21 protein-coding genes are annotated in these 24,252 nt (G+C 62.6%); 14 read left to right on the forward strand and 7 right to left on the reverse strand.

Annotated elements, in window-relative coordinates:
* Positions 1-352: 352 nt before the first annotated feature.
* From thrS to AB5Y91_RS09030, 13 genes are all read left to right on the forward strand, one after another.
* The gene (thrS, locus tag AB5Y91_RS08970) at positions 353-2,281 is read left to right on the forward strand and encodes a threonine--tRNA ligase (RefSeq protein ID WP_043131783.1); all 1,929 of its coding nucleotides are present in this window, start codon (positions 353-355) and stop codon (positions 2,279-2,281) included.
* A 21-nt stretch (positions 2,282-2,302) separates the two neighbouring features.
* Positions 2,303-2,833, forward strand: a complete 531-nt coding sequence (infC, locus tag AB5Y91_RS08975; protein ID WP_205597183.1) for a translation initiation factor IF-3 — start codon at positions 2,303-2,305, stop codon at positions 2,831-2,833.
* Positions 2,834-2,918: 85 nt separating this feature from the next.
* Positions 2,919-3,116, forward strand: a complete 198-nt coding sequence (rpmI, locus tag AB5Y91_RS08980; RefSeq protein ID WP_005315535.1) for a 50S ribosomal protein L35 — start codon at positions 2,919-2,921, stop codon at positions 3,114-3,116.
* Positions 3,117-3,130: 14 nt separating this feature from the next.
* On the forward strand, positions 3,131-3,487 hold the full coding sequence (rplT, locus tag AB5Y91_RS08985) for a 50S ribosomal protein L20 (protein WP_010674800.1): 357 nt from the start codon (positions 3,131-3,133) through the stop codon (positions 3,485-3,487).
* 323 nt (positions 3,488-3,810) lie between these two features.
* Positions 3,811-4,794 carry a phenylalanine--tRNA ligase subunit alpha gene (gene pheS, locus AB5Y91_RS08990; RefSeq protein WP_106886730.1) on the forward strand — a complete coding sequence of 328 codons (984 nt, stop codon included), beginning with the start codon at positions 3,811-3,813 and terminating at the stop codon, positions 4,792-4,794.
* 12 nt (positions 4,795-4,806) lie between these two features.
* Positions 4,807-7,194: a phenylalanine--tRNA ligase subunit beta gene (pheT, locus tag AB5Y91_RS08995; RefSeq protein WP_368169592.1), complete on the forward strand. Its 2,388-nt coding sequence runs from the start codon at positions 4,807-4,809 to the stop codon at positions 7,192-7,194.
* 3 nt (positions 7,195-7,197) lie between these two features.
* Positions 7,198-7,494 carry an integration host factor subunit alpha gene (ihfA, locus tag AB5Y91_RS09000; RefSeq protein ID WP_005300715.1) on the forward strand — a complete coding sequence of 99 codons (297 nt, stop codon included), beginning with the start codon at positions 7,198-7,200 and terminating at the stop codon, positions 7,492-7,494.
* A 54-nt stretch (positions 7,495-7,548) separates the two neighbouring features.
* Positions 7,549-11,472, forward strand: a complete 3,924-nt coding sequence (locus AB5Y91_RS09005; RefSeq protein WP_368169740.1) for a transporter substrate-binding domain-containing protein — start codon at positions 7,549-7,551, stop codon at positions 11,470-11,472.
* A gap of 1 nt (position 11,473) precedes the next feature.
* Positions 11,474-12,724 (forward strand): response regulator, encoded by a 1,251-nt coding sequence (locus AB5Y91_RS09010; RefSeq protein WP_368169593.1) that lies wholly within the window; start codon positions 11,474-11,476, stop codon positions 12,722-12,724.
* A gap of 3 nt (positions 12,725-12,727) precedes the next feature.
* Positions 12,728-13,342 carry a GNAT family N-acetyltransferase gene (locus AB5Y91_RS09015; protein ID WP_368169594.1) on the forward strand — a complete coding sequence of 205 codons (615 nt, stop codon included), beginning with the start codon at positions 12,728-12,730 and terminating at the stop codon, positions 13,340-13,342.
* Between the two features lie 72 nt (positions 13,343-13,414).
* Entirely contained in the window at positions 13,415-14,188 is a 774-nt protein-coding gene (cobB, locus tag AB5Y91_RS09020; protein WP_106886735.1) for a Sir2 family NAD+-dependent deacetylase, read from the forward strand.
* Positions 14,189-14,273: 85 nt separating this feature from the next.
* Complete coding sequence (locus AB5Y91_RS09025) at positions 14,274-14,756, forward strand: hypothetical protein (protein WP_139743864.1); 483 nt, start codon at positions 14,274-14,276, stop codon at positions 14,754-14,756.
* Positions 14,753-16,411, forward strand: coding sequence for a diguanylate cyclase (locus tag AB5Y91_RS09030; RefSeq protein ID WP_368169595.1), 1,659 nt, complete (start codon positions 14,753-14,755; stop codon positions 16,409-16,411). Before AB5Y91_RS09025 ends, AB5Y91_RS09030 begins: the two co-directional genes overlap by 4 nt.
* A gap of 90 nt (positions 16,412-16,501) precedes the next feature.
* On the opposite strand, the gene AB5Y91_RS09035 is transcribed toward AB5Y91_RS09030, so the two are convergent.
* From AB5Y91_RS09035 to AB5Y91_RS09065, 7 genes are all read right to left on the reverse strand, one after another.
* Positions 16,502-17,503, reverse strand: a complete 1,002-nt coding sequence (locus AB5Y91_RS09035; RefSeq protein ID WP_368169596.1) for a substrate-binding domain-containing protein — start codon at positions 17,501-17,503, stop codon at positions 16,502-16,504.
* The gene (gene rbsK, locus AB5Y91_RS09040) at positions 17,503-18,435 is read right to left on the reverse strand and encodes a ribokinase (RefSeq protein ID WP_368169597.1); all 933 of its coding nucleotides are present in this window, start codon (positions 18,433-18,435) and stop codon (positions 17,503-17,505) included. Before rbsK ends, AB5Y91_RS09035 begins: the two co-directional genes overlap by 1 nt.
* A gap of 105 nt (positions 18,436-18,540) precedes the next feature.
* The gene (gene rbsB / locus AB5Y91_RS09045; protein WP_368169598.1) at positions 18,541-19,416 is read right to left on the reverse strand and encodes a ribose ABC transporter substrate-binding protein RbsB; all 876 of its coding nucleotides are present in this window, start codon (positions 19,414-19,416) and stop codon (positions 18,541-18,543) included.
* A gap of 34 nt (positions 19,417-19,450) precedes the next feature.
* Positions 19,451-20,419: a ribose ABC transporter permease gene (gene rbsC / locus AB5Y91_RS09050; protein WP_043131801.1), complete on the reverse strand. Its 969-nt coding sequence runs from the start codon at positions 20,417-20,419 to the stop codon at positions 19,451-19,453.
* A complete protein-coding gene (gene rbsA / locus AB5Y91_RS09055) occupies positions 20,416-21,945 on the reverse strand; it encodes a ribose ABC transporter ATP-binding protein RbsA (RefSeq protein ID WP_368169599.1) in 1,530 nt (509 codons plus the stop codon). The genes rbsC and rbsA overlap by 4 nt, the downstream gene beginning before the upstream one ends.
* Before the next feature lie 21 nt (positions 21,946-21,966).
* On the reverse strand, positions 21,967-22,386 hold the full coding sequence (gene rbsD, locus AB5Y91_RS09060; RefSeq protein ID WP_111910634.1) for a D-ribose pyranase: 420 nt from the start codon (positions 22,384-22,386) through the stop codon (positions 21,967-21,969).
* A gap of 208 nt (positions 22,387-22,594) precedes the next feature.
* Positions 22,595-23,212: a glutathione S-transferase family protein gene (locus AB5Y91_RS09065; protein ID WP_368169600.1), complete on the reverse strand. Its 618-nt coding sequence runs from the start codon at positions 23,210-23,212 to the stop codon at positions 22,595-22,597.
* 270 nt (positions 23,213-23,482) lie between these two features.
* On the opposite strand from AB5Y91_RS09065, the gene AB5Y91_RS09070 reads away from it, so the two are divergent.
* Complete coding sequence (locus AB5Y91_RS09070; RefSeq protein ID WP_163138052.1) at positions 23,483-24,241, forward strand: hypothetical protein; 759 nt, start codon at positions 23,483-23,485, stop codon at positions 24,239-24,241.
* The last annotated feature ends 11 nt before the right edge of the window (positions 24,242-24,252 follow it).

Raw genomic sequence — 24,252 nt, forward strand, 5'->3', positions numbered from 1 at the left:
CCTCACTGGAACCCTAGCACAGAGAGGGCGCCACGGGACCCGCATCGCATGTGCACCGTCCCGATTGCCTCTGTGACACCAGGCAAATCAACTGATGACGGCGCACCTCGCTTTCCCCTTCCATGGTATACAAAATCGGCAAGGCAACTTGTCTGAGTCGTGACGTCTGATACAATCCTCCGCTGTACCTGTCAATTGATGGCCTTGCACACCCAAGAGGGTGTGTACCACTCCTGTGTACCAACCGTATTGTGAACGGTGAAACTCAGGAGTGAACTGCTTGAAATGAAAGGTTTTCTCCAACCTGCATGTGCCCTTTGGTAGGGGGCACCACTGTATAAGGAAACACCTAATGCCAATCATTACTCTGCCTGACGGCAGCCAACGTCAATTTCCCCACGCCGTTTCCGTCATGGACGTCGCCGCCGACATAGGTCCCGGTCTCGCCAAGGCGTGCATTGCCGGCCGGGTGAACGGTGAACTGGTGGATGCGTGCGAGCTGATCGAAGCCGATGCCTCCCTGGCCATCATCACCGCCAAAGACGAAGACGGTCTGGACATTCTGCGCCACTCCTGCGCCCACCTGCTGGGTCATGCCATCAAGCAACTCTGGCCCCAGACCAAGATGGCCATAGGTCCTGTCATCGACAACGGTTTTTACTACGACGTTGATCTCGACCGCACCCTGACCGATGAAGATCTGGCTGCCCTGGAAGAGCGCATGCTGGCGCTGGCTGCCAAGGATTACGACGTCGTCAAGAAGAAGGTCTCCTGGCAGGAGGCGCGCGATGTGTTCGAGGCCCGCGGCGAGACCTACAAGGTCGAGATCCTGGATCAGAACATCGCCCGTGATGACCAGCCCGGTCTCTATCACCACGAAGAGTACGTCGACATGTGTCGCGGCCCCCACGTGCCGAACATGCGTCACTGCCACCATTTCAAGTTGCAGAAGATGTCCGGCGCCTACTGGCGCGGCGACTCCAACAACAAGATGCTGCAGCGCATCTACGGCACCGCCTGGGCCGACAAGAAGCAGCTCAAGGCCTACCTGCAGCGTCTCGAAGAGGCCGCCAAGCGCGACCACCGCAAGATTGGCAAGCAGCTCGACCTGTACCACATGCAGGAAGAGGCCCCCGGCATGGTGTTCTGGCACAACGATGGCTGGACCATCTTCCGTGAGCTGGAAACCTTTATCCGCGGCAAGCTCAAGGAGTACGACTATCAGGAGGTGAAAGGCCCCTTCATGATGGATCGCGTGCTGTGGGAACGCTCCGGCCACTGGGAGAAGTATGCCCAGGCCATGTTCACCACCCAGTCCGAGAACCGCGAGTACGCCATCAAGCCGATGAACTGCCCGGGTCACGTGCAGATCTTCAACCAGGGTCTGAAGTCCTACCGGGACTTGCCCCTGCGCATGGCCGAGTTCGGCTCCTGCCACCGCAACGAACCCTCTGGCTCCCTGCATGGTCTGATGCGGGTGCGTGGCTTCACCCAGGATGACGCGCACATCTTCTGTACCGAAGATCAGATCATGGAAGAGGTCTCGGCCTGTATTCGCATGGTCTATGACGTCTACGGCACCTTTGGCTTCGAAAACATCGTGGTCAAGCTCTCCACCCGTCCGGAGCAGCGCATCGGTTCCGATGAAGCCTGGGATCGCGCGGAAGCCGCCCTGGCTGAAGCCCTGGTGCTAAACGGTCTGAAGTACGATCTGCAGCCGGGGGAGGGGGCGTTCTACGGTCCCAAGATCGAATTCACCCTGCACGATTGTCTTGATCGTGCGTGGCAGTGTGGTACCGTGCAGCTCGATTTTGCCTTGCCGGGCCGTCTTGGCGCCACTTATGTGGGCGAAGACAACGAACGTCACGTACCCGTGATGATCCACCGGGCCATTCTCGGGTCCCTCGAGCGTTTCATCGGTATCCTGACCGAAGAGTACGCCGGACTGTTCCCGACCTGGCTGGCACCGACTCAGGCCGTGGTCATGAATATCACGGATAATCAGGCCGATTATGCGGTGAAAGTTGCCAAGGCATTGAATGATGCGGGCCTTCGCGCAAAAGCGGACTTGAGAAATGAGAAGATTGGCTTTAAAATCCGCGAGCATACTTTGAAGCGAGTGCCTTTCATGCTGGTCTGCGGCGATAAAGAAGTAGAAGCCGGCAAGATTGCAGTACGGACTCGTAAAGGGGCTGACCTGGGTTCTTATCCTGTTGAAGAGCTGATAGCTCTGTTAACCCAGGAAGTTCAGACCCGCGGACAAAAGAAAGTGGAGGAATAAGCTATAAAAGGCGGAAAAAAACTGGGCAAGCAACCGCAAGCCCGCGCTCACCGGATCAATGAAGAGATCCGTCTGAAAGAAGTTCGTCTGACTGGTTTGGACGGTGAGGCCATTGGCATCACTACCATTCAGGATGCACTGAACTTGGCCCTTGAAGCCGGAGTGGATCTGGTCGAAATCAGTCCTAACGCTGAGCCGCCCGTTTGCCGAATCATGGATTACGGCAAATTCCTCTACGAAAAGAGCAAGACCACCAAAGAACAGAAGAAAAAGCAGAAAGTCGTCCAGGTAAAGGAAATCAAATTCCGTCCTGGCACTGACGAAGGCGACTATCAGGTAAAACTACGCAACCTGGTTCGCTTTCTGGAAGACGGGGACAAGGCGAAGGTCACCCTGCGCTTCCGTGGTCGTGAAATGGCCCACCAGGATCTTGGTATCAAGGTTCTGGAGCGAGTCAAGAACGATCTGGAAGAGTTGGCCGTAGTCGAGTCGTTCCCGAAAGTCGAAGGCCGTCAAGCTGTGATGGTCCTCGCACCCAAGAAGAAATCTTAAGGCCCACAAGAAATTGACTCATGGGTTCGCCCCATGAGTCGGTTCGCCTTGCGATTTTGTTGTCACTCACAATGCGGAGTATAAAATGCCGAAGATGAAAACCAACCGGGGTGCTGCAAAGCGCTTCAAGAAGACTGGCTCAGGTCGCTTCAAGTGCAAGCACAACCACCTGCGTCACATCCTGACCAAGAAGAGCAGTAAGCGTAAGCGTAAGCTGGGGCCGAAGTTCATGGTTTCTGCTGCCGACCACAAACGTGTTGTCGCTTGTCTGCCGTACGCATAAGGGGGATGTGAAAAATGCCAAGAGTTAAACGTGGTGTGACTGCTCGCGCTCGTCACAAGAAAGTAATGAAAGCCGCCAAGGGTTACTACGGCGCCCGTTCCCGTGTCTACCGCGTAGCGGTACAAGCGGTAACCAAAGCTGGTCAGTATGCCTACCGTGACCGTCGCCAGAAGAAGCGTCAGTTCCGTCAGCTGTGGATTGCGCGTATCAACGCTGCAGCCCGTCAGAACGGTCTGTCCTACAGCCGTCTGATCGACGGTCTGAAGAAGGCTTCCATCGAGATCGATCGCAAGATCCTGTCCGATATCGCCGTTCACGACAAGCTGGCTTTCACCGCCCTGGTTGAAAAGGCCAAAGCAGCTCTGGTTTAATCCGGTTCTGTTATGAAAGATAAAAGGAGGCTCAGGCCTCCTTTTTTGTTGCTCGCTTTTTGCTTTCAGGGAGTTGTGCCGTACAGCGCCATCCGTCTTGGTGGCTGATGCGAAAATGTCTGATATGCCAACAAACCAAGTTCGAACATCAGAAATTGAAGCAGGCGGGGGACAGCTTGAGACTCGCTTGATATAACAAAATGATTTATAGGGATAAAAGCCCGCCATAACTATGGTCAGCCAAGGGGCTTTTTTTGTATTATTCCCCTCTTGACCTTATTTAGCCTAAAGGCTCCTGTATCGGGAGTGGTGACGAGGAAGACATGCAACAGCTTGAAGAAGTAGTCGGCCAGGCCAAGGCCGAAATTGAGGGCGTAAGCGACATCGCCGCCCTCGACGAAATCCGGGTCAAATATCTGGGTAAAAAGGGCTTTTTCACCGAGCAGATGAAGGGCCTTGGCGCCCTTTCGCCTGAGGAGCGTCCCGCCGCAGGCGCCGTGATCAACCAGGCCAAGCAGCTGGTTCAGGATGCCTTGAACGCGCGTCGTGAAGCCCTCGAAGTTGCCGTGCTGAACCAGAAGCTGGCCGCCGAGACCATCGACATCAGCCTGCCGGGTCGCCGCATCGAGAACGGTGGCCTGCACCCGGTGACCCGTACCATTGAACGCATCGAGCGCCTGTTTGGCGAGATGGGTTTCAAGGTAGAGCGCGGTCCCGAGATTGAAGATGGCTTCCACAACTTCGATGCGCTGAACATTCCGGCTCATCACCCGGCGCGGACCGATCACGATACCTTCTACTTCAATCCCGATCTGATGCTGCGTACCCACACCTCAGGTGTGCAGATCCGCACCATGCAGCAGCAACAGCCGCCAATTCGCATTATTGCGCCGGGCCGCGTCTATCGTAACGACTACGACATGACCCACACCCCGATGTTCCATCAGGTCGAAGGTCTGCTGGTGGACGAGCATGCCAGCTTTACCGAGCTGAAGGGCATACTGCACGACTTCCTGCGCAACTACTTCGAGGAAGACTTGACCATTCGCTTCCGTCCTTCCTACTTCCCGTTCACCGAGCCGAGCGCCGAAGTGGACGTCATGGGCAAGAACGGCAAGTGGCTGGAAGTGCTGGGCTGCGGCATGGTGCACCCGAACGTGCTGCGTTCGGTCGGCATAGATCCGGAAAAATACTCCGGTTTTGCCTTCGGCATGGGCGTTGAGCGCCTGACCATGCTGCGCTACGGGGTCAATGACCTGCGTGCCTTCTTCGAAAACGATCTGCGCTTCCTCAAGCAGTTCAAGTAAGGGCGAGAGAACATGAAATTCAGTAAATCCTGGGTGATGGAGTGGGTCCGCACCGAGTTGAGTGACAACGCACTGGCCGAGCAGATCACCATGGCCGGCCTGGAAGTGGACGCCGTGGAAGCGGTGGCTGGCCAGTTCAACAACGTAGTCGTGGGTGAAGTGGTCGAGTGCGCCCAGCATCCGGACGCCGACAAGCTGCGGGTGACCAAGGTCAACGTGGGCGAAAGCGAGCTGCTGGACATCGTCTGCGGCGCGCCGAACTGCCGCACCGGCCTGAAGGTCTGCGTGGCCAAGGTGGGTGCGACCCTGCCGGGTGATTTCACCATCAAGAAGGCCAAGCTGCGTGGCCAGCCGTCCCACGGCATGCTCTGCTCTTTCAGCGAGCTGGGAATCGAAGTGGAAGCGGACGGCATCATAGAGCTGCCGGCCGATGCCCCCATCGGCACCGACATTCGCGACTACCTCAATCTGAACGACGTCGCCATCGACGTGGACTTGACCCCGAACCGTGCCGATTGCCTCGGCATCGCAGGTCTGGCCCGCGAGATTGGCGTGCTCAACAGCGTGGACGTGGTCGAGCCGACCTGGACCCCTGCTGCCGCTACCATAGACGCGACCTTCCCGATCCGGGTTGAAGCGCCAGCCGATTGCCCCCGTTATCTGGGCCGCGTCATCAAGGGGCTGAACTTGCAAGCGCAGAGCCCGCTCTGGATGCAGGAGAAGCTGCGCCGTGGCGGCATTCGCTCCATCGACGCTATCGTCGACATCACCAACTTCCTGCTGCTGGAATTCGGTCAGCCGATGCACGCCTTCGATCTGGCCAAGCTGAAAGGGGAACTGGTGGTGCGCCGCGCCAAGAGCGATGAGCCCATGACTCTGCTCGACGGTACCGAGGTGAAGCTCAAAGACAACACCCTGGTGATTGCCGATACACAAGGCCCTGCCTGCATGGCCGGCATCTTCGGCGGCGATCGCACCGGTGTGTCCGAGACCACCACCGACATCCTGCTGGAGTGCGCCTTCTTCGCGCCGCTCTCCATCACTGGTCGTGCCCGTGCCTATGGTCTGCACACCGACTCTTCCCACCGCTTCGAGCGCGGGGTCGATCCCGAGCTGCAAGCCAAGGTGATGGACAGAGCCACCCGCCTGCTGCTGGATATCTGCGGCGGTGAAGCGGGTCCGGTCATCGAAGTCAAATCCGATGCCCATCTGCCCAAGGCTGCCCCCATCAAGCTGCGCCGTACCAAGCTCGACAAGGTGATCGGCATCAGCGTGGCCGACGCCCAGGTGCTCGAGATCCTGACCCGCCTCGGCATGCAGGTGACGGTGGACGCCGACGGCTGGACCGCACTGGCCCCCTCCTGGCGTTTCGACATCGCCATCGAGGAAGACCTCATCGAGGAAGTGGCCCGCATCTACGGCTACAACAAGATCCCGAACCTCAAACCCGCCGCCTCCCTGGCGATGGTGGAGCAGGCCGAAGGCCAGGTGACCCTGAAGCGGGTGCGTGACCTGCTGGTCGACCGCGGTTTCCAGGAAGCGATCACCTACAGCTTCGTGGATCCCAAGGCCCAGCAGACCCTGTTCCCCCAGAGCGATGCCATAGTGCTGCCGAACCCCATCTCGGTCGAGATGTCCGCCATGCGGGTATCGCTCTTCCCGGGTCTGGTGCAGGCTGTGGTCTACAACCAGAACCGCCAGCAGGGCCGTGTGCGTCTGTTCGAGCAGGGCCTGCGTTTCATCAAGGACGCGAGCGCCGAGAACGGCATCCGTCAGGAACCCATGCTGGCCGGCATCATCACCGGCAACCAGAGCGACGAACACTGGGACGTCAAGAGCCGTGGCAGCGACTTCTTTGATTTGAAAGGGGATCTGGAAGCAGTGCTGGATCTCACCGCCGAAGGGGCTACCTTCAGCTTCGAGCGCACCGAGCACAGCGCCCTGCATCCGGGTCAGAGTGCCGCCATACTGCGCAATGGCGCCGTCATCGGCCACATCGGCGTGATCCACCCGAGCCTCGAGAAGAAGCTGGGTCTCAAGAGCCGTGCCGTGATGTTCGAGCTGGAACTGGACAAGCTGACCCCTGCCAAGGTGCCGGTTGCAGCCGAAGTTTCCCGCTTCCCGGCCAATCGCCGTGACATCGCCGTGGTGGTCGACATAGCGGTTCTGGCCGGTGACGTCCTGGCAGTAATTAAAAAAGTTGGCGGAAATCAGTTAGTTGGAATAAACTTGTTCGACGTATACCAGGGTGCTGGTATGGCAGAGGACAAGAAGAGCCTGGCCATCAGTCTAGTGTTGCAAGACACCCAGCGCACCCTGGAGGAGAAAGAGATTGCCGAGACCGTAGACAATGTCGTGCGGGCCCTTGGTGAAGAGTTGAATGCATCCTTGAGGGATTGATCTATGGCGCTTACCAAAGCCGACATTGCAGAGCACCTGTTCACCCAGCTCGGGATGAGCAAGCGTGAAGCCAAAGACATGGTGGAAGCCTTCTTTGAGGAAATCAGACAGGCGCTCGAGCGCGGTGAACAAGTCAAGATTTCAGGCTTCGGTAACTTTGATCTTCGTGAGAAGAACCAGCGTCCCGGACGTAACCCCAAGACGGGCGAGGATATTCCCATCAGCGCCCGTCGCGTGGTGACCTTCCGGCCTGGCCAGAAGCTCAAGGCCAGGGTAGAAAATGTTGAACCCAATGAGTAAAGAAAAGCCAGGCAACCGCCTGGCTTTTGCGTTTCGATGATAAAGACCCTCTTCCTGTTTGGTACGCTGCTGGCCTTGCCGCTGCGTGCCGCCACGCTCCCCCTGTCAGCCGAGACCCAGGCCTATGCCGATACGCTCACCGGGCTGACTTTCTGCTACCCGGCCCTGCAGCGCCCCCCCTACCTGGAAGCGCAGGGGGGCCTGCTCATCGATCAGATGAAACGACTGGCCCTGCAACTGCCGGTGCCGCTGCGTTTCGAAAAACTGCCAAACTGGGCGGCGACCCTGCAGGGTTTGCAGCGCGGGCAGTGCGATCTCATCCCCCATGTGGGCCCAACCCGGGAGACCATGCCCGGCACGGCCTTGAGCCGTGCCATGCTGGAGGCGGAGTCCGCCATCCTCTATCGGGGGGAGCTCGAGCAGGCGACCTTCCTGGTCTCGCCCATCTGGCAGGCAGAGGAGACCCTGCAGCGGCTCTATCCCCACTCGTCCCAGCTGCTCCTGACCGATGCGGAAAACTGGTACGGGGCCCTGGTGGCGGGCAGGGGCAGCGCCTACCTCGGTGACTATCTGCAACTGCGTTACCTGATGCGGGAGTTCCCGGACGAGGGGCTTCGCCTGCGGCGGATGCGCAGCGACGATCTGGTGATCAGCTACCGGCTGATGATGGCCGACAAGCCGCAGTTGCAGGAGCTGATAGACACGGCGATCCGCTTCCTGCCGCCGGGCAGCCTCTATCGGGATCTGGGGCGCTATCTGCCCCAGAGCGAGCAGGACATCAACCCCTTGCACTTCACCGACAAGGAGCAGGCCTGGCTGGTCGGCAGCGCGCGCACCATCAAGCTGGTGGCGGATCCCGGCTTCATGCCCTATAGCGGCGTCAACCAGCAGGGTGAACTCATCGGCTGGAGCGGCGATGTACTGCGGGAAGTGAGCCGCCAGACGGGGCTGAATTTCGAGCTGATCCCCGTTGCCAGCAAGGAGGAGGCGCTGGCCAGGCTGCGCAGCGGGGAGGCCGCCATGATGGCCGGTCTGCTGGAGTCCCCGACGCTGCACGAGGAGTTCGAGTTCACCCGTGCGGTGGCAACCAGTCGCTATGCCCTGGTCAGCCGCAAGGGGGGGGCATATCACGCCCTTGCCGAGGTCAAGGGCAAGGTGGTCGTGCCCCGTATGCTGTACGACCCCAGCCTGCTGGCCCGGTTCGGGCAACACGACTGGGGGGTGACCGACAACCTGCTGCAAGGGCTGGCGGCGGTGCAGAGCGGTGAGGCCGATGCCATGCTGGCCGAGCTCTATCAACTGCAATATCCGCTGCGCAACAACCAGCTGAGCGAGCTGAGCATCACAGAGCTGCCTGAGGTGTTTGGCCTCGGCTTTGCTATCAGGCGGGATCAGCCAAGGCTCGCCGGGGTGCTGGAGCAGAGCCTGACGACGATCAACGATCGCCAGGTGAGCGAGCTGGTCCAGCGTTGGCGGCGCCTCGTCCTCAACCAGCAGGAGGGGGTCAGTTACGGCTTCTGGCTTGGCTCCATTTTGCTGGCACTCCTGATCAGCGCGGGGGTGATCTGGTCAATCTGGCGCTCCCGCCAGCAGTTGGCCCAGGAGGCGCGCGAGCGCCAGAAGGCGGAGCAGGCGCTGGCGCTGGAGAGCAAGTTCAGGGAGTCCCTGTTCCAGGCGCTGCCCGTGCCCGTGTTCTTGCGCAATGACAAGGGGGAGGTGATCAAGCGCAACAAGCGTGCCAAACGGATGGAGGCGCGCTACGCCACCGATCTCGTGCTGCCGTCCCCGCAGCTGCAAGGGGCTGAGGGGGAGATAGCCCTGCGGGATCAGGTCTACTCCTATGCCCAGATCCCGCTGCGCCTGGGGCCCCAGGCCCCGGCCGGGGATCTCATCGCCCTGTCAGACATCAGCGCCCTGCGTGAGCGCACCCGCTTGCTGCGCCAGGCGGAGCGACGCTTGCGGGCCCTCACCAATACGGTGCCCGGGGTAGTGCTGCAGTTTACCCTGCAAGGCGGCGCCATCACCCGGGTGGAGTTCGTCAGCCGCGGCAGCCATGAGCTGCTGGGGCTGGCGAGCCAGCAGATCCGTCTCAATCCCAACGAGACCCTCACCCGCATCTCGCACCAGGACAGGCGGGAGATGCGTGCCCCCATGCTGACCATGTTGCAGGCCGGGCGCCCCTTCTCCCATCTGCTGCGCTACCAGCATCCGACCAAGGGCTCGCGCTGGTTGCAGTTCTCCGGCAGGGGGCGCCGTCAGGGGGAGGGGTGGCGCGTCTTTGGGGTGGTGCAGGATGTGACCAACCGGGTCGAGCAGGAGCACTCTCTGCAACTCTCCCACGAGCAGGCCCAGCAGGCCGTGCTCGCCAAGGGGCGCTTCCTCGCCGCCGTGAGCCACGAGATCCGCACCCCCATGAACGCCATCCTGGGCTTGCTGGAGTGGCTGGATCAGACCGAACTCTCCGCAGAGCAGACCTCGGTGCTGGCGCACGTCAGGCAGGCGGGCAACGAGTTGCTCGGGCTGCTCAACGACGTGCTCGACTTCAGCCGCAACGAGAACCGCCAGCTGCGGCTCACCATGCAGCCGACCGATCTGGTGGAGCTGTGCGAGCATGTGGCGGCGGTGCACTGGTCCAAGGCGCGCTCCAAACACCTGCAGATGCGCCTCAACCTGGACCCGGCCCTGCCTGCCCTGATGGCGCTCGATCCCCACAGGGTGCAGCAGGTGTTGCACAACCTGCTCTCCAACGCCATCAAGTTCAGCGAGCACGGCGAGGTGGTGCTCTGGGCCCGCCGGCACGGGGACTGGGTCTGGTGCGGGGTGGACGATCAGGGGCCCGGTATCAGTGCAGAGCTGCTGCCTCGGCTGTTCCAGCCCTTCGAGCAAGGGGAGGAGCTGGGTCAGCTCAGGGCCCAGGGCACCGGCTTGGGGCTGGCCATCTGTCGCCAGCTGATGGAGCAGATGGGAGGGGAGATCCGGGTCGAGCCGGTGGCCACTGGCGGCAGCCGCTTCATCTGCGCATGGCCCCTCAAAGAGACGCAGGAGAAGGCGCCCTGGCAGCCAAGGTTCAAACAGATTTCCCTGCAGCTCCCCCCCGAGGAGCTGGCGTACGTGCGGGCCTGGCTCGCCGAGTTTGGCGTGACCGAGGAGGCGACGGCGCCCGGCCTTGCCGCCACCCAGGATGAACAGGGACTGCGTGCCTGGTCCTGGCAGGGTGAGCCCTGGATCCCGGGCGCCGTGGTGAGCCTGCTGCAACCCAGGCTGGTTCAGGGGAGCGGGGAGGTCGCGGATCTGCCGGGGGCCGGCATGCGTGTCCTCCTGGTGGAAGATCACGAGGTGAACCGGGTGCTGATCAGCATGCAGCTGAGTCAGCTGGGCGCCCGGGTGCTGAGCGCCGCCAATGGCCGCCTGGCCCTCGAGATCCTGGGGCGGGAATCTGTCGATCTGGTGCTGACCGACCTGCAGATGCCGGTGATGGACGGTGCCGAGCTCTGCAAGCAGTTGCGGGCCTCGGCGCGCTGGCAGCAGCTGCCCGTCTATGTGATCACCGCCGATCTCAGCGAGCAGGCTGCCCAGCGTCTGGCCGACTGCGGTTGCCAGGGCCATCTGGACAAACCCGTCCTGCTAAAGGAGCTGGCCATCTTGCTGCGCACCGTCTCCGGTCGCAGCAGTGCGCCCCTGGTGGAGGCCTCGGTCAAGGCCAGCCCCATGACGACACTGCTCAACCCGGCGCTCATCAACCTCTATCTGGTGTCGGCTCGTCAGGATCTGGCCGACATTGAGGGGTGCGTCACGGCAGGGAATGAAGGCGCCCTCGATACGGCTTTACACAAGATGAAGGGGGCCGCCAAAATGGTGGGGGCCGCCGCCCTGGTACAGGTGATAGAGCGCTGGCAGCGCGCCCCCGGGCACCCCTTGGTGGAAGAATTGCAGCAGGCCGTGGAAGACGTCTGCCGGCAACTGGGCGAGAGAGCATGAGATGATCATCACAGATGAAGAGTTGTTGGCCTTGCTGGAGTCAGATGTCAGCCAGGAGCCAGTATTTCACCCCGTCAGCGTCTATGCCCTGGACGCCGTCTCCCATCAGGCGGCAAAGGAGGCGGGCCTGCCGGCCTATGCCAGCCTGCACCGTACCCGGCCGGACGCGAGCTGGCAGTGGGAGGGGTTGTTCGCCGCCGGGGCCATCGCCCTGTTCGATCCCGCCTCCCACGGGGGGGCCGACTATCTGCCGCGGCTGCAGACACCGGGGGTGGGGATCTACCGCCTGTCGGATCCCTGGCTTGAGGGGTTGCAGGCGCGGGAGCAGGGGTGGCGGGACTGGCTCGCCCGGCTCCAGATCCTGCTGCTCGAGGATCACCCCTTCCAGGGAGCCTGCATCCAGCAGGAGATCCAGATGCTGGGACTTCCCTGCCACTGGGTGCAGGATGGCGACGGCTGCCTGCAGGCGCTGGAAGAGGGGGGCGTGGGGCTGCTGATCTGCGATCTCAGCCTGGCGGAGCAGGATGCCATCAGTCTCCTGATGAGCCATCCCCAGTACCGTCACAGCGGCCTGCCCATCATACTGCTGTCTGCCCACGATCAGACCCTGATCGACGGCGCCAGACGCCTGCTGCACGACGCCGGCTTCAACGTGCTGGCTGCCCTGGCCAAGCCGCTGCAGAGCGACGATCTGTTGCGCCTGCTCAAGGCGCTCTACCTGGGGCCGCAGCGCCAGCGCAGGCTGGGTGGCCTGAAGCGTACCATTCGCAGCTGGCAGGGAGGGGCGCGGGGTCAGCTCGGTCTGCAGGCGGATGCGGCCTCCAGCCCCCTGCCAATCTGGCTGGCCGTGAGCAGCCTGACCCCTCACTGGGAGCCCCTCAAGGCATGGCTGGAGCAGCATGGCAGGCAGGCGAGCGAGCTGACCCTGGTCATCCATCGGCGGGATAACTTGCTGAACCAGGCGGATCGCTTCGCCCTGGTGCTGCAGGCGAGTCTTGCCGGGGCCAGGCTCGCCCTGCTGCTGGACAATGCCCAGCACCTGCCTTTCGATCAGCTGGAGCGGCTGCCGATCCAGAGCCTGCTGCTTGGGCAACATCTGCTGCCGGAGCTGGAGGCCATGGCCGCCGACTCTCTGCTCGCCCGCTTCATCCAGCGTGCTCGCGAGCTCGGCATGGCCCTCTATCTCGACGATCCCTTCAACCTGCAGGATCCCGCCCAGTGGCAGGATCTTGGCATGGCGGGGCGCTGGTAGCCCGTGCCGCGCTACCTTTGCTGGCCTCCCGACGAGGCGCGCCTGCTCCGGGCGCTGGCGGGCTGGGTACACCCCGGCTCGCGGGCCTCTCTGCCCCTGATGATGGAGGTGGGTGGCATTCCCTGCCGACTGCAGGAGCTGGCAGGATCCGATCCCGAGCGGCTGAAGGCGGCCTACGAGGCGCTGAGCGAGCAGAGTGTCTACCTGCGCTTCATGCGCGCCAAGCAGCCTGCCACCGCCGATCAGCTCGCCTTCTTTCTCGACTACCCCAGAGCGCCCCAGATAGGGCTGCTGCTCACCGACGAGCAAGGCGCCCCGCTGGCCATGGCTCAGTCCATCCGGCGGCGTCTGCACCCGGACAGGGCGGAGTTCTCCTGCATAGTCGCGGATCATTTTCAGCATAGGGGGGCCGGGCGCCGCATCCTGCTGGCGCTGGCACTGCTGGCGCACGGGGAGGGGATCCGCGAGTGGACCGCCGAGGTGCTCGGCCAGAATCGCCCCATGCTGGCCCTGCTGAAGGGGCTGGGGCTGCCGCTGACCCTGGTGACGGGGCGGGAGATGGTCTTTGTCAGGCTGGACTTGAGCATATTGGGCACCCTGGTGCCCCGGCCTTCCTAAGACCAAGGGCGAATGTGCCGGGCCAGCCGGCTGTGCTAAGGTCAGCCTGTGATCCGTTGGAGGAAGTCAACCATGGTGCAGTCAGCCAAACATATCGTGATCCTCACCGGTGCCGGCATCTCGGCCGAATCCGGTATCAAGACCTTCAGGGCCTGCGACGGACTGTGGGAGGAGCACAGGGTGGAAGACGTGGCCACTCCGGAGGGCTACGCCCGGGATCCCGAACTGGTTCAGCGCTTTTACAACGCGCGGCGCCATCAGTTGCAACGCGCCGAGATCCACCCCAATCCTGCCCACTATGCCCTGGCGCGCCTCGAGCGCCTGCTGCCGGGGCGAGTGACCCTGGTCACCCAGAACATAGACAATCTGCACGAGAGTGCGGGCAGCAAGCACCTCATCCACATGCACGGCGAGCTGCTCAAGGCGCGCTGCCCGGGCTCGGGACAGGTGATCGAGTGGCGCGGGGATCTCCACCAGCACGAGCTCTGCTCCTGCTGCCAGTTGCCGCAGCCGTTGCGGCCTCATGTGGTCTGGTTTGGCGAGATGCCCCTCGGACTGGATCGCATCTACTCGGCCCTGGCGCAATGCGATCTCTTCATCTCCATAGGGACCTCGGGGGCCGTCTATCCCGCGGCGGGGTTCGTCCATGAGGCGGGCCTCAATGGTGCGCACACAGTCGAACTCAACCTGGAGCCAAGCGAAGTGGGTAGCCAGTTTGACGAGAAGCGCTATGGCCCTGCCTCCCTGCTGGTACCCGCCTTCGTGGACGAATTGCTGCAAAGCTGCGGGGTGCATCAGCCCAAACAGATCGACGGTCATAACTGGATGGAGATGCGTGGGCCATAACTATTGAGTAACAACATAGTTGCATTGACTCAATGAAGCCGCCAAACTGACCCGTAAAATAGAAGATGCAGCTGGCGCAAGGGATATGGACATTTTCAAGCATGGAATCGCGTTTCTTCTGCTGGTGCTGACGGCGTTCGGCACTCAGGCAACCGCTTCTTCACCACTGTTGCACTTGATCCTGCCAGACAAGCGGGAGATCCCCCTGGATGAGGCGGCGCTGGCCGCCTTGCCACAGACCGAGTTCGAGACCGCGACTCCCTGGACCGCCGGGGTTCATCGCTATCGTGGCCCGACCCTGAAGGCGATGCTGGCGGCGCAGGGGCTCAAGGATGTCACTCATGTCAGGGTGACTGGCCTCAATGGCTATCAGCAGCAGTTCGATCTCGCCCCGTTTGCCCAGGTGCCGCTGACCCTGGTGCGCTATCAGGATGACAAGCCGCTGACCCGTCGCAACAAGGGACCCGTCTGGCTGCTGATGCCCTTCTCTGAATACCCAGAGTTCGATGTCTCTCCCATTCACAGCTTCATGGTGTGGCAGCTGGTGCGCATCGAGGTCATCCCGTGACTCGTCGCCACCGTCATAACCTGCTGCTGGCGGCCATCTCCCTGCTGTTTCTGTTCTCCTCTGTCTGGGGGCTGCTGCTGCAGAGCCGGCACGAGCAGCTGGTCGATATCTTCTATCGCAACACCCACTGGAACATCAGCCAGGTCATGCTGGAGTCCCAGCGTTTCCTCTATGGCTTGCGCCTCTATCGGGCGGGGGGCCTCGAGATGGAGGCCCTGAGCCTGGATTACGATCTGCTGTGGAATCGACTGGATGTGTTCCTGATCAGCAGCGAGACCGCAGATGCCCGCGCCCGCCATGGCCTGGGGACTGTGTTGGCCGGGCTGTTTGACGAGATCAAGGCGCTCGAGCCCCAGATACAGGCCGGTGCGCTGCAGGAGGGGGAGGCTCTCGATCGTTCCCAGGCCCGGATTGCCGAGCTTACCCGCCAGGTGGAGCAGATAGGGGATCAGATCCTCTCGGGGCAGGAGCGGGAAGCCTCGCTCAATCAGCTGCGCCAGAGCCTGTTCTGGATCCAGATCTGGCAACTGATCCTGCTGGTGATGGGGGGCGTGCTGGTGTTTGCCCTGATCCGCACCAATCTGCAGAATCGCCGTCTCTCCCTGCTCGACCCCATGACCCGACTCGGCAATCGCCGCGCCTTGCAGGGCCAGCTCAGGCAATCCCTGCAGCGTGGCCGTGTCCAGGCCCTGGTGGTACTGGATCTGAAGCGGTTCAAGCAGGTCAATGATCTGCTCGGCTACCAGGTCGGGGATCGCCTGCTGCAGGCGGTGGCCGCAAGGCTGCGGCAGGCCTATCCAGGTCGGGCCTACCGGCTGGGGGGAGATGAATTTGCCGTGGTCCTGGCCGGCGAGCAGCCCGGTCTCGAAGCCGAGATGGAGGCCATGGTGAGCCTGCTGCAGTTCGAGTTCGTGACCCGGGAGAGCAGCTTCGATCTGGCCTGCCGCTTCGGGGTGGCCAGGGCCATTGAGGGAGAGGATGCGGATCAGTTGCTGGAGCAGGCCATATTGGCGCTGAACCAGGCCAAGCGGGACAACGCGACCCTGATCTGGTACCAGCCGGCGATGAAGGCCTCCCTGAGCATGGGCCAGCGCCAGCTGCATCAACTGCGGGAGTGGCTGGCGGGGGCGGCGCCCTCGCCGCTGGAGACTATCTCAGAGACCCTGGAGGACGAGCGGGGGCAACAGGTGCTGGGCATCAGCCTGCGCTGGCGGGTGGGGCAGCAGGTGTGCGACATGGACTGGATGCAGGAGCGCGGTATCCTGGGCCCTGTGGTGGCACGGCTGCTGACGGATGCCGAACAGCGGCTGCCGCTGCTCTTGATGCTCCATCAGCAGTCCCAGCTGGCCCATGTGCTGGCCTATCTGCCGCCCCTGGGAGAGCGAACGCTTATCCTGGCGCTGCCGACCCTGACGGAGGATGCCCTGCTGCTGGAGAAACTGAGCCAGCGCGGCTGCGTGCTGGCATTGCGTGAGCTGGGTAGTCGGGTCCCCGTACTCTTGCGAGCGGGCTGGCCGGTGCGCTACTGGCTGCCCGATCCCTCGGATCACGATGCCTTGCTGCAACCCCTGGCGCAGCAACTGGGGCTGCTGCGGCTGGGCCGTCCGGCAGAGGTGCAGGAAGGGGAGATAAGGAGACAGGGGGAGCCCCGTTGACCTGGTGGTGATGGATAGAGAATGACAAGGGCGGCCGAGGCCGCCCTTGTCATTCTTTGCAAATCAGGACTGGTGGGGGCCGGCGGAGGGCTACAAGGGGGCGCAGGAGTCTCTGATCACCAGGTCAGGGTCCACGGTGATCATGCGGTTATCAATCTGCTCGCCATTGATCCTTGCCAGTAGCCGGGTGACGGCGAGGCGACCCAGCTCCTCCTTGGGTTGATTGATGGTGGTCAGCGGCGGGGACATATACTGGGCCAGCGCCACGTTGTCATAGCCGACGAGGGAGAGATCCCGCGGGATCTGAAGCTCGGCGCGATGGGCGGCGCTGATGACCCCCATGGCCATCATATCGTTGCACACAAACAGGGCGCTGGGGCGTGCAGGCAGGGCAAGCAGCCGCTCCATGGCGCTGAAACCACTGGCGCAATCGAAATCCCCCTCCTGGATCCAGGCGGGATTGACGGTGAGCCCCGCCTCCTGCATCGCTTGTTCGAAGCCCGCCAGGCGCTGGTTGGCGGGGGCGCGGCTGTGGGGCCCTGTGATGCAGCCGATATCGGTGTGGCCCAGCGCCAGCAGATGACGGGTCGCCAGATAGCCGCCGCGATGGGAGTTGTCGGCGATGAGATCCACCTCCTTGCTCTCCATGCCCCAGTCCATCACCACCACAGGCAGGCTCTTGAGCCAGTCGAGCTGGTTGAACACCTCCTGCTGCCCCTCGCTGCACATGATCAGCAGGCCATCCACTCGTTTTCTGAGCATCATCTTGAGGTAGGAGAGGGCGGTTTCGGCCTGTCCCTCTGTGTTGCCCAGCATCAGGTTGTAGCCCTGCTCGAAGCAGTAGCGTTCCACCCCGCGCACCACCTCGGCGAAGAAGGGGTTGCTGGAGGTGGTGACCAGCATGCCGATGCTGTTGGTCTCCTTCACCTTGAGGCTGCGGGCCACCAGGCTGGGGGCGTAGTTGAGAGCGCGCATGGCACTGAAGACCCGCTCCCGGGTCTCTTCTGCGACGAAGCGGGTTTCGTTGATGACGTGGGAGACTGTGGTGGTGGAGACCCCCGCCCGCGCCGCCACCTCCTTGATGTTGGCCATCAGTGCCCCTGCGCCGTTTGGGACTGGAGGAAGGTGTCGACCTCCTGCTTGCCCGGGATCGAGCTCTGGGCCCCGAAGCGGGTCACCGAAAGCGCCGCCGCCCCGTGGGCGAAGCGCACCGCACTGTGGAAATCCGCGCCAGCCAGCTCGGCGGCCAGCAGGGCGCCGTTGAAGGTGTCGCCTGCGGCCGTGGTGTCCACCGCCTCGACCCTAAAGCCCGGAATGAGCGTCTGCTGCTGGCCGTTGCTGCAATAGACCCCCTGGGAGCCTAGGGTGATCATCACATCCGCAATCCCCATCTGGTGGAAACGGGCCGCCGCCTCTGCCGCGCTCGCCTCGTCGCTCACCTTGACCCCGGTCAGCAACTCGGCCTCGGTCTGGTTGGGGGTGATGAGATCCACCAGCGCCAGCAGATCGGCCGAGAGTGGCTGGGCGGGCGCCGGGTTGAGCACCACCCGGGTGCCGTGGGCATGGGCCAGACGAGCCGCCTCCAGCACGCTGTCGAGCGGCACCTCCAGTTGCAGCAGCAGGGTGTGGGCGCCCGCGATCATGGCCTCATGGCGTTTGACCATGGCGGTGTCGAGGGCGCCGTTGGCCTCGGTGGAGAGGCCTATGCTGTTCTCCCCCTCATCGCTCACATAGATGATGGCGATGCCGGTGGGGAGCTTGTCGTCGAGTTCGACGGCGCTGACATCAATGCCGTCGTTGGCAAAACCCGTTTTCATCTGACGGCCGATGGCGTCATCGCCGATGCGGGCGATAAAGGAGACGGCAGCGCCGAGGCGGGCGGCGGCCACCGCCTGGTTGGCCCCCTTGCCACCGGGGACCACCTGGTAACTGTGACCGGTCAGGGTTTCACCGGGACGGGGAAAGTGGGGGACGCGCAGCACATGATCCGCATTGACGCTGCCGAGAACTACGAGACGATTCATATCGATCACCCTTGATTGAGAACATCTTGGCTTGAGTGAGCCCAAGCCGGGAGGCTCTGCCTGCGCACAGGAGACAAAGGGGGAGGCGAACCTCCCCCGTCATGCTTACTTGCTGACGATTTGCAGCGGCACCGGGATGGATTTCTCCACCGGCTGGCCCTTGAGCACCTTGTCGGCGGTTTCCACGCCGATGGCACCGATCAGCGCCGGCTGCTGAGCTACTGTGGCGGCCAGTTTACCCTTGGCCACCGCCGCCTTGCCATCGTCGGTGCCGTCGAAGCCGACTATCATCACCTCTTTGCCGGCCGCCTGCATGGCGCGGATGGCACCCAGCGCCATCTCGTCGTTCTGGGCGAACACCGCCTGCACGGTCGGGTGGGCCGCCAGCAGGTTCTCCATGACGTTCAGACCCTTGGTGCGGTCGAAGTCGGCCGGCTGGGAAGCCAGCACCTGCAGCTTGTTGGCGGCAACGGCCAGAGCAAACCCTTCGCCACGGTCACGGGCGGCCGAGGTACCGGCTATCCCTTCGAGCTGGATCACCTTGGTACCGGCCCCCAGCTTCTCGGTGATGAAGTCACCGGCCAGCTTGCCACCGGCCACGTTGTCGGAGGCGATATGGGCCTTGACCTCACCCTGGGCCGCGCCGCGGTCCAGGGTCAGCACCGGGATATTGGCCTTGTTGGCCAGCCGGATGGCGTTGCCCACGGCTTCGGAGTCGGTGGGGTTGATCAGGATGGCATTGACCTTGCGCACGGTGAGATCTTCCACGTTGGAGAGCTCCTTGGCAGGGTCATTCTGGGAGTCCAGCACCACCAGCTCGTAACCAAGCTCCTTGGCCTTGGCTTCGGCCCCCTCCTTCATGGTGACGAAGAAGGGGTTGTTGAGGGTGGAGACCACCATGGCCAGTGTCTGATCGGCGGCCTGGGCGGTACCCAGCACGGACATGATGGCGGCAGCGAGCAGGGTATTGAGCTTTTTCATCATTTCATTCCTTGTGTGTGCATGGCTTACGTTATTAACGATTGCTTTTGTTATCGATCATCACGGCAAGCAAAATGACGCTGGCCTTGGCGATCATCTGGTAATAGGACGAGACGTCGAGCAGGTTGAGGGCGTTGTTGAGGAAACCTATGATGAGGGCCCCGATGAGGGTCCCCATGATGCGGCCCTTGCCCCCCATCAGACTGGTGCCACCCAGCACCACGGCGGCGATGGCATCCAGCTCGTACCCCATGCCGGCGGTCGGCTGGGCCGAAGAGAGGCGGGAGGTGACGATGAGGCCGGCCAGGGCCGACAGCATGCCGCACAGGCCGTAGACTGCGAGCTTGACCCGGGCCACGTTGATGCCGGAGAGGCGGGTGGCCGACTCGTTGCCGCCCAGGGCATAGATGTAACGGCCGAGGCGCGTGTGGTTGAGCAGGTACCAGGCCAGCAGGAAGACGATGGCCATCAGCCAGATGGGCACAGGCAGACCGAACAGGTAGCCGGTCCCCAGCCAGGCGAAGTGATCGGCGCCGTCGCTGAAGCCGGTGGAGATGGGACGTCCCTCGGTGTAGACCATAGTCACGCCGCGCAGGGCCGTCATGGTCACCAGGGTGGCGATGAAGGCCTGCACCTTGCCCTTGGCGATGATGAGGCCGCTGACGCCGCCGAGCAGGGCACCGGCACCCAGGGTGAGGGGCACCACCAGCCAGATCGGCAGCTCCATGGCCACCATAGTCGCCGCCAGGGCGCCGCACAGGGCCAGCACGGAGCCGACCGACAAGTCGATGCCGGCGGTGAGGATGACCAGCGTCATGCCGACCGCCATGATGGCGTTGACCGAGGTCTGGCGCAGTATGTTGAGCAGGTTGTCGGCGGTGAAGAAGTTGGGGCTCAGGAAGGAGACCACGCCGATCAGCACCAGCAGCGCCACCAGGGATTTGTTCTCGATCCACCAGGCCTTGCTCATGACGCCACGGCGGGGAAGGGTTTGGGTTGTCATTGTGCTGCCTCTTGCTCTGCTTGCCACTGTTTGCCGACTGCCGCCGCCATCAGTTTCTCCTGATTGGCCTCGCGGGTGTTGAACTCTGCGCTGATGCGCCCTTCGTGCATCACCAGGATGCGATCACTCATGCCGAGCACTTCCGGCATCTCGGAGGAGACCAGGATGATGCTCATCCCCTCCTTCTTGAACTGGTTGATGAGCTGGTAGATCTCCTTCTTGGCCCCCACGTCGACGCCCCGGGTCGGCTCGTCCAGGATCAGCACCTTGGGCCTTGTCAGCAGCCCCTTGGCGATGGCCACCTTCTGCTGGTTGCCGCCTGAGAGCAGCTTTATCAGCTGATCCTGACTCGGGGTCTTGATGTTGAACAGGCGCACATAGTCGCTCACCGCCTGGCGCTCGGCCTTGCCGTCAATCTTGCCGTGACTGATGAACTCGCCGAGGGCGCAGAGGCTCATGTTTTCACGGACCGACAGCTCCAGCACCAGGCCATCCCCCTTGCGATCCTCGGAGATATAGGCGATGCCGGCGGCCAATCCGTCGGCCGGGGTGCGCGGTACCAGCACCTTGCCATCGACCTCGACAGCGCCGCTGCTGATGGGGCTGGCGCCGTAGATGAGCTTCATCAGCTCGGTACGGCCAGAGCCCATGAGGCCGCTGAAGCCCAGGATCTCCCCCTGACGCAGGGAGAAGCTCACCCCGCGCACGCCGGGACCGGCCAGATCTTTGACTTGCAGGCTGACGGGGCCAAGCTCGCGCGCCAGGCGCGGGTACTGCTCCTCCAGCCGGCGGCCCACCATCATCTCGATGATCCTGTCTTCGTCCAGCTCGCTCACCGCCTGCTCGCCGATCCACTTGCCGTCCCGCAGCACGGTGACGCTGTCGCAGATCTGGAAGATCTCCTTGAGGCGGTGGGAGATGTAGACGATGCCGCAGCCCTGCTGGCGCAGCTCGCGGATGACCACGAACAGCTGCTCCGTCTCGGTGTCGGTCAGGGCATCGGTCGGCTCGTCCATGATGATGACGCTGGCATCGAACGACAGCGCCTTGGCGATCTCCACCATCTGCTGTTCGCCGATGGAGAGGTCCCCGAGCCGGGTGTCCGGTCCGTGCTTGACGCCGAGACGGGCCAGCAGGGTGCTTGCCCGCTCACGCAACTGCTTGTGATCGATGTTGCCAAAGCGGGTGCGCGGCTCGCGGCCGAGGAAGATGTTGGCGGCAATCGACAACTCCGGCAGCAGGTTCAGCTCCTGGTGGATGATGCTGATCCCCTGATCCTGGGAGTCGCGCGGGCCCTTGAAGTGGACCGGCTGGCCGCGATAGCTGATAGTGCCCGCATCGGCCTGATAGATGCCGGTCAGCACCTTCATCAGGGTGGATTTGCCGGCGCCATTTTCACCGAGCAGGGCCATCACCTGGCCCGGATAGACTCGCAGACCTGCTTCGTCGAGGGCGCGCACACCGGGGAAGGTCTTGACGATCCCGGTGAGCTCGAGAATGGGTGAGGGGGAGGAGGTTGTGCTCATTTGCAGCTTCCTTGAAGAGGCTTAAAACGCCACACCGGCGCAGAGAATAATGTTGGCGTAGGGAGTCACCTCGCCGCTGCGTACCACAGCCTTGCTCTGGCGGGAGCGGGTCTTGAACGCCTCGTGAAGGCAATATTCGATGGTGATGGGCTTGCCCTGGGCCAAGGCATGGGCCTCTAGCTGCGCAACCAGTGCCTGATGGGCATCCGGGCTGATCAATTTTATTTCGCTTGCCATGATCACCTTCTCCACCACCAGATCGGTGAGCAGGGCGGTCAGCACGGTTTCAAGGCTGGGAGTGCCCGCCATCAGCGCCAGATCGATCCGCTCCGGCCCTGCCGCAATGGGCAGGCCCGCATCGCAGACGGTGATCTCGTCGGTGTGGCCCATCTGTGCCACCAGGGCACTCAGGGGAGCATTGAGCAGCTTGCCTCGTTTCATACAACACCTCGGCGGCATGGGGACCGCATGTCGATATTTATCTGGGCAACCGGTTACGCAACCGGTTGCGTCGTTGAGGCGAAAGATAGGCGCTAACCGTTAACGGGTCTAGGAACAGATGACGAAAATGTGAAAACGATCTCAGTGATCCGGCCGTCGGAGGGAAAAACGGGTGCCAGAAGAGCACCCGTACCACGGAAAGAAGGGGTCAGAGGAGGAGGGCTTGCTGCACGGCGGGGCGCGCCTGCATGCGCCTGGTATGGGCCGCCACCTTGGGAAACTCGTCGATGGCGACCCCGTCGCTCTCGAGCCAGCTGGCCACCACGAACAGGTAGATGTCGGCCAGGCTGAAATGCTCCCCCAGCACCCAGGGACCGGCCAGATAGTGGTGTTCTATCTCGGCAAACCCTTCGCGCATGTTCTGCGGCATCCTGGCCTTCATGGCGGCGATGGCGTGCTCGTCATCGGCCCAGCGGCTGCCACGGCGACCATGGGCATGGGAGACGTGTACCGTCGAGGCGAGGAAGCTGTGCACCTCCTGCATCCTGGCCAGCAGGAAGGGGTCGTCCAGGGGCGCGAGCCCCGCATCGGGGAAACGCTGGGCCACGTAGAGCAGCAGGGCCGGGGTTTCGGTCAGCACGCCGCGCTCCGTCACCAGGGCCGGCACCCGTCCCTTGGGGTTGATGGCAAGGTAGGCGGGGGTGCGTTGCTCCCCGGCGGCGAGATCGAGGCGCTTGATCTGGTGCGGGGCACCGGCTTCCACCAGGGCGATGCGCACCGCCATGGCACAGGTACCGGGGGCGAGATAGAGCGTCAGTTCGGACATTGCAGCTTTCCTTGTGTGGGCGATCCGGGATGGAGTGCGCGAGTCTGTCGAGTCTTGGCCATCCATCCTACGCCCATGGTGGGCCAGGGCCAAGCCAGGCGACCGGAGCACAAACAGAGGGCAGGGTAACAGCGCGCTTGTCAGTGAAATCAATGGCTTTCTGAACGGAAGATAACAGGAAAAACGACTACGCATGCCCGGTCAAACCGCTATAATGTGCCACCTTGGAACAGTCGCCTTTGAATGTTGGATAGTCAATTGAGTAATAGAATGCGGATCGGTGGAACCCTCGAACAGTCCCTCAGCCAGGGATATCGTCTGGACCTGCAAGGGGTGTTGAAAGAGGCCTGGCAACAGACCCGCCGCACCGGTTTCGGTCTGACGCTGGCCATCGCCGGGGTCATGGCGATCTGGATCCTGCTGAGCAACACCCTGCTGGCCCCCTATGTCAGCCAGGAAGGGGGTGACATGGACATGGCTCTGATATTGAGCCTGCTCATCACTGTCATCATGTCTCCCATGACCTCTTCCCTCGACATGTTGGGGTTGCAGCAGTCGGTGGGCGTACGGGCTCGCCCGAACCAGGTGTTCGACTTCTTCCGTCACTTCCTGCGTCTGGGCTCCCTGAGCCTGCTCGGCAGCCTGATCACCAGCCTGTTCGGCCCTCTGTTTGAAATGCTGGGCCTGCCGGTAATGCTGGCCTTCATTCCCTCAGCCCTGGTGGGCATGGGGCTGGTGTTCACCGTGCCCCTGGTGCTGGAGCGCGGCCTGTCGCCGGCCCAGGCCATCCTGGTCTCCCTCAAGCTGTTCGCCCGCGGCTGGCCCAGCATAGTGCTGCTGCATGGCGTCATGCTGGCGCTGTTTTTCCTGGCCATCATCCCCATGGGCATAGGCCTTATCTGGGTGGCCCCCCTCTATTTCAACCTCAAGGGGATCCTCTATCGGGATCTGTGCGGGGTTGCCGTGGAGGTGACCGAAGTGGCGGACAATGCCGCCACCGGGCAAGGGCCTGATCATTTCAACGCGTGATGCAAAAGGAT

This window comes from Aeromonas sp. R4-3 (assembly GCF_040908275.1).
Classification (GTDB): domain Bacteria; phylum Pseudomonadota; class Gammaproteobacteria; order Enterobacterales; family Aeromonadaceae; genus Aeromonas; species Aeromonas rivipollensis.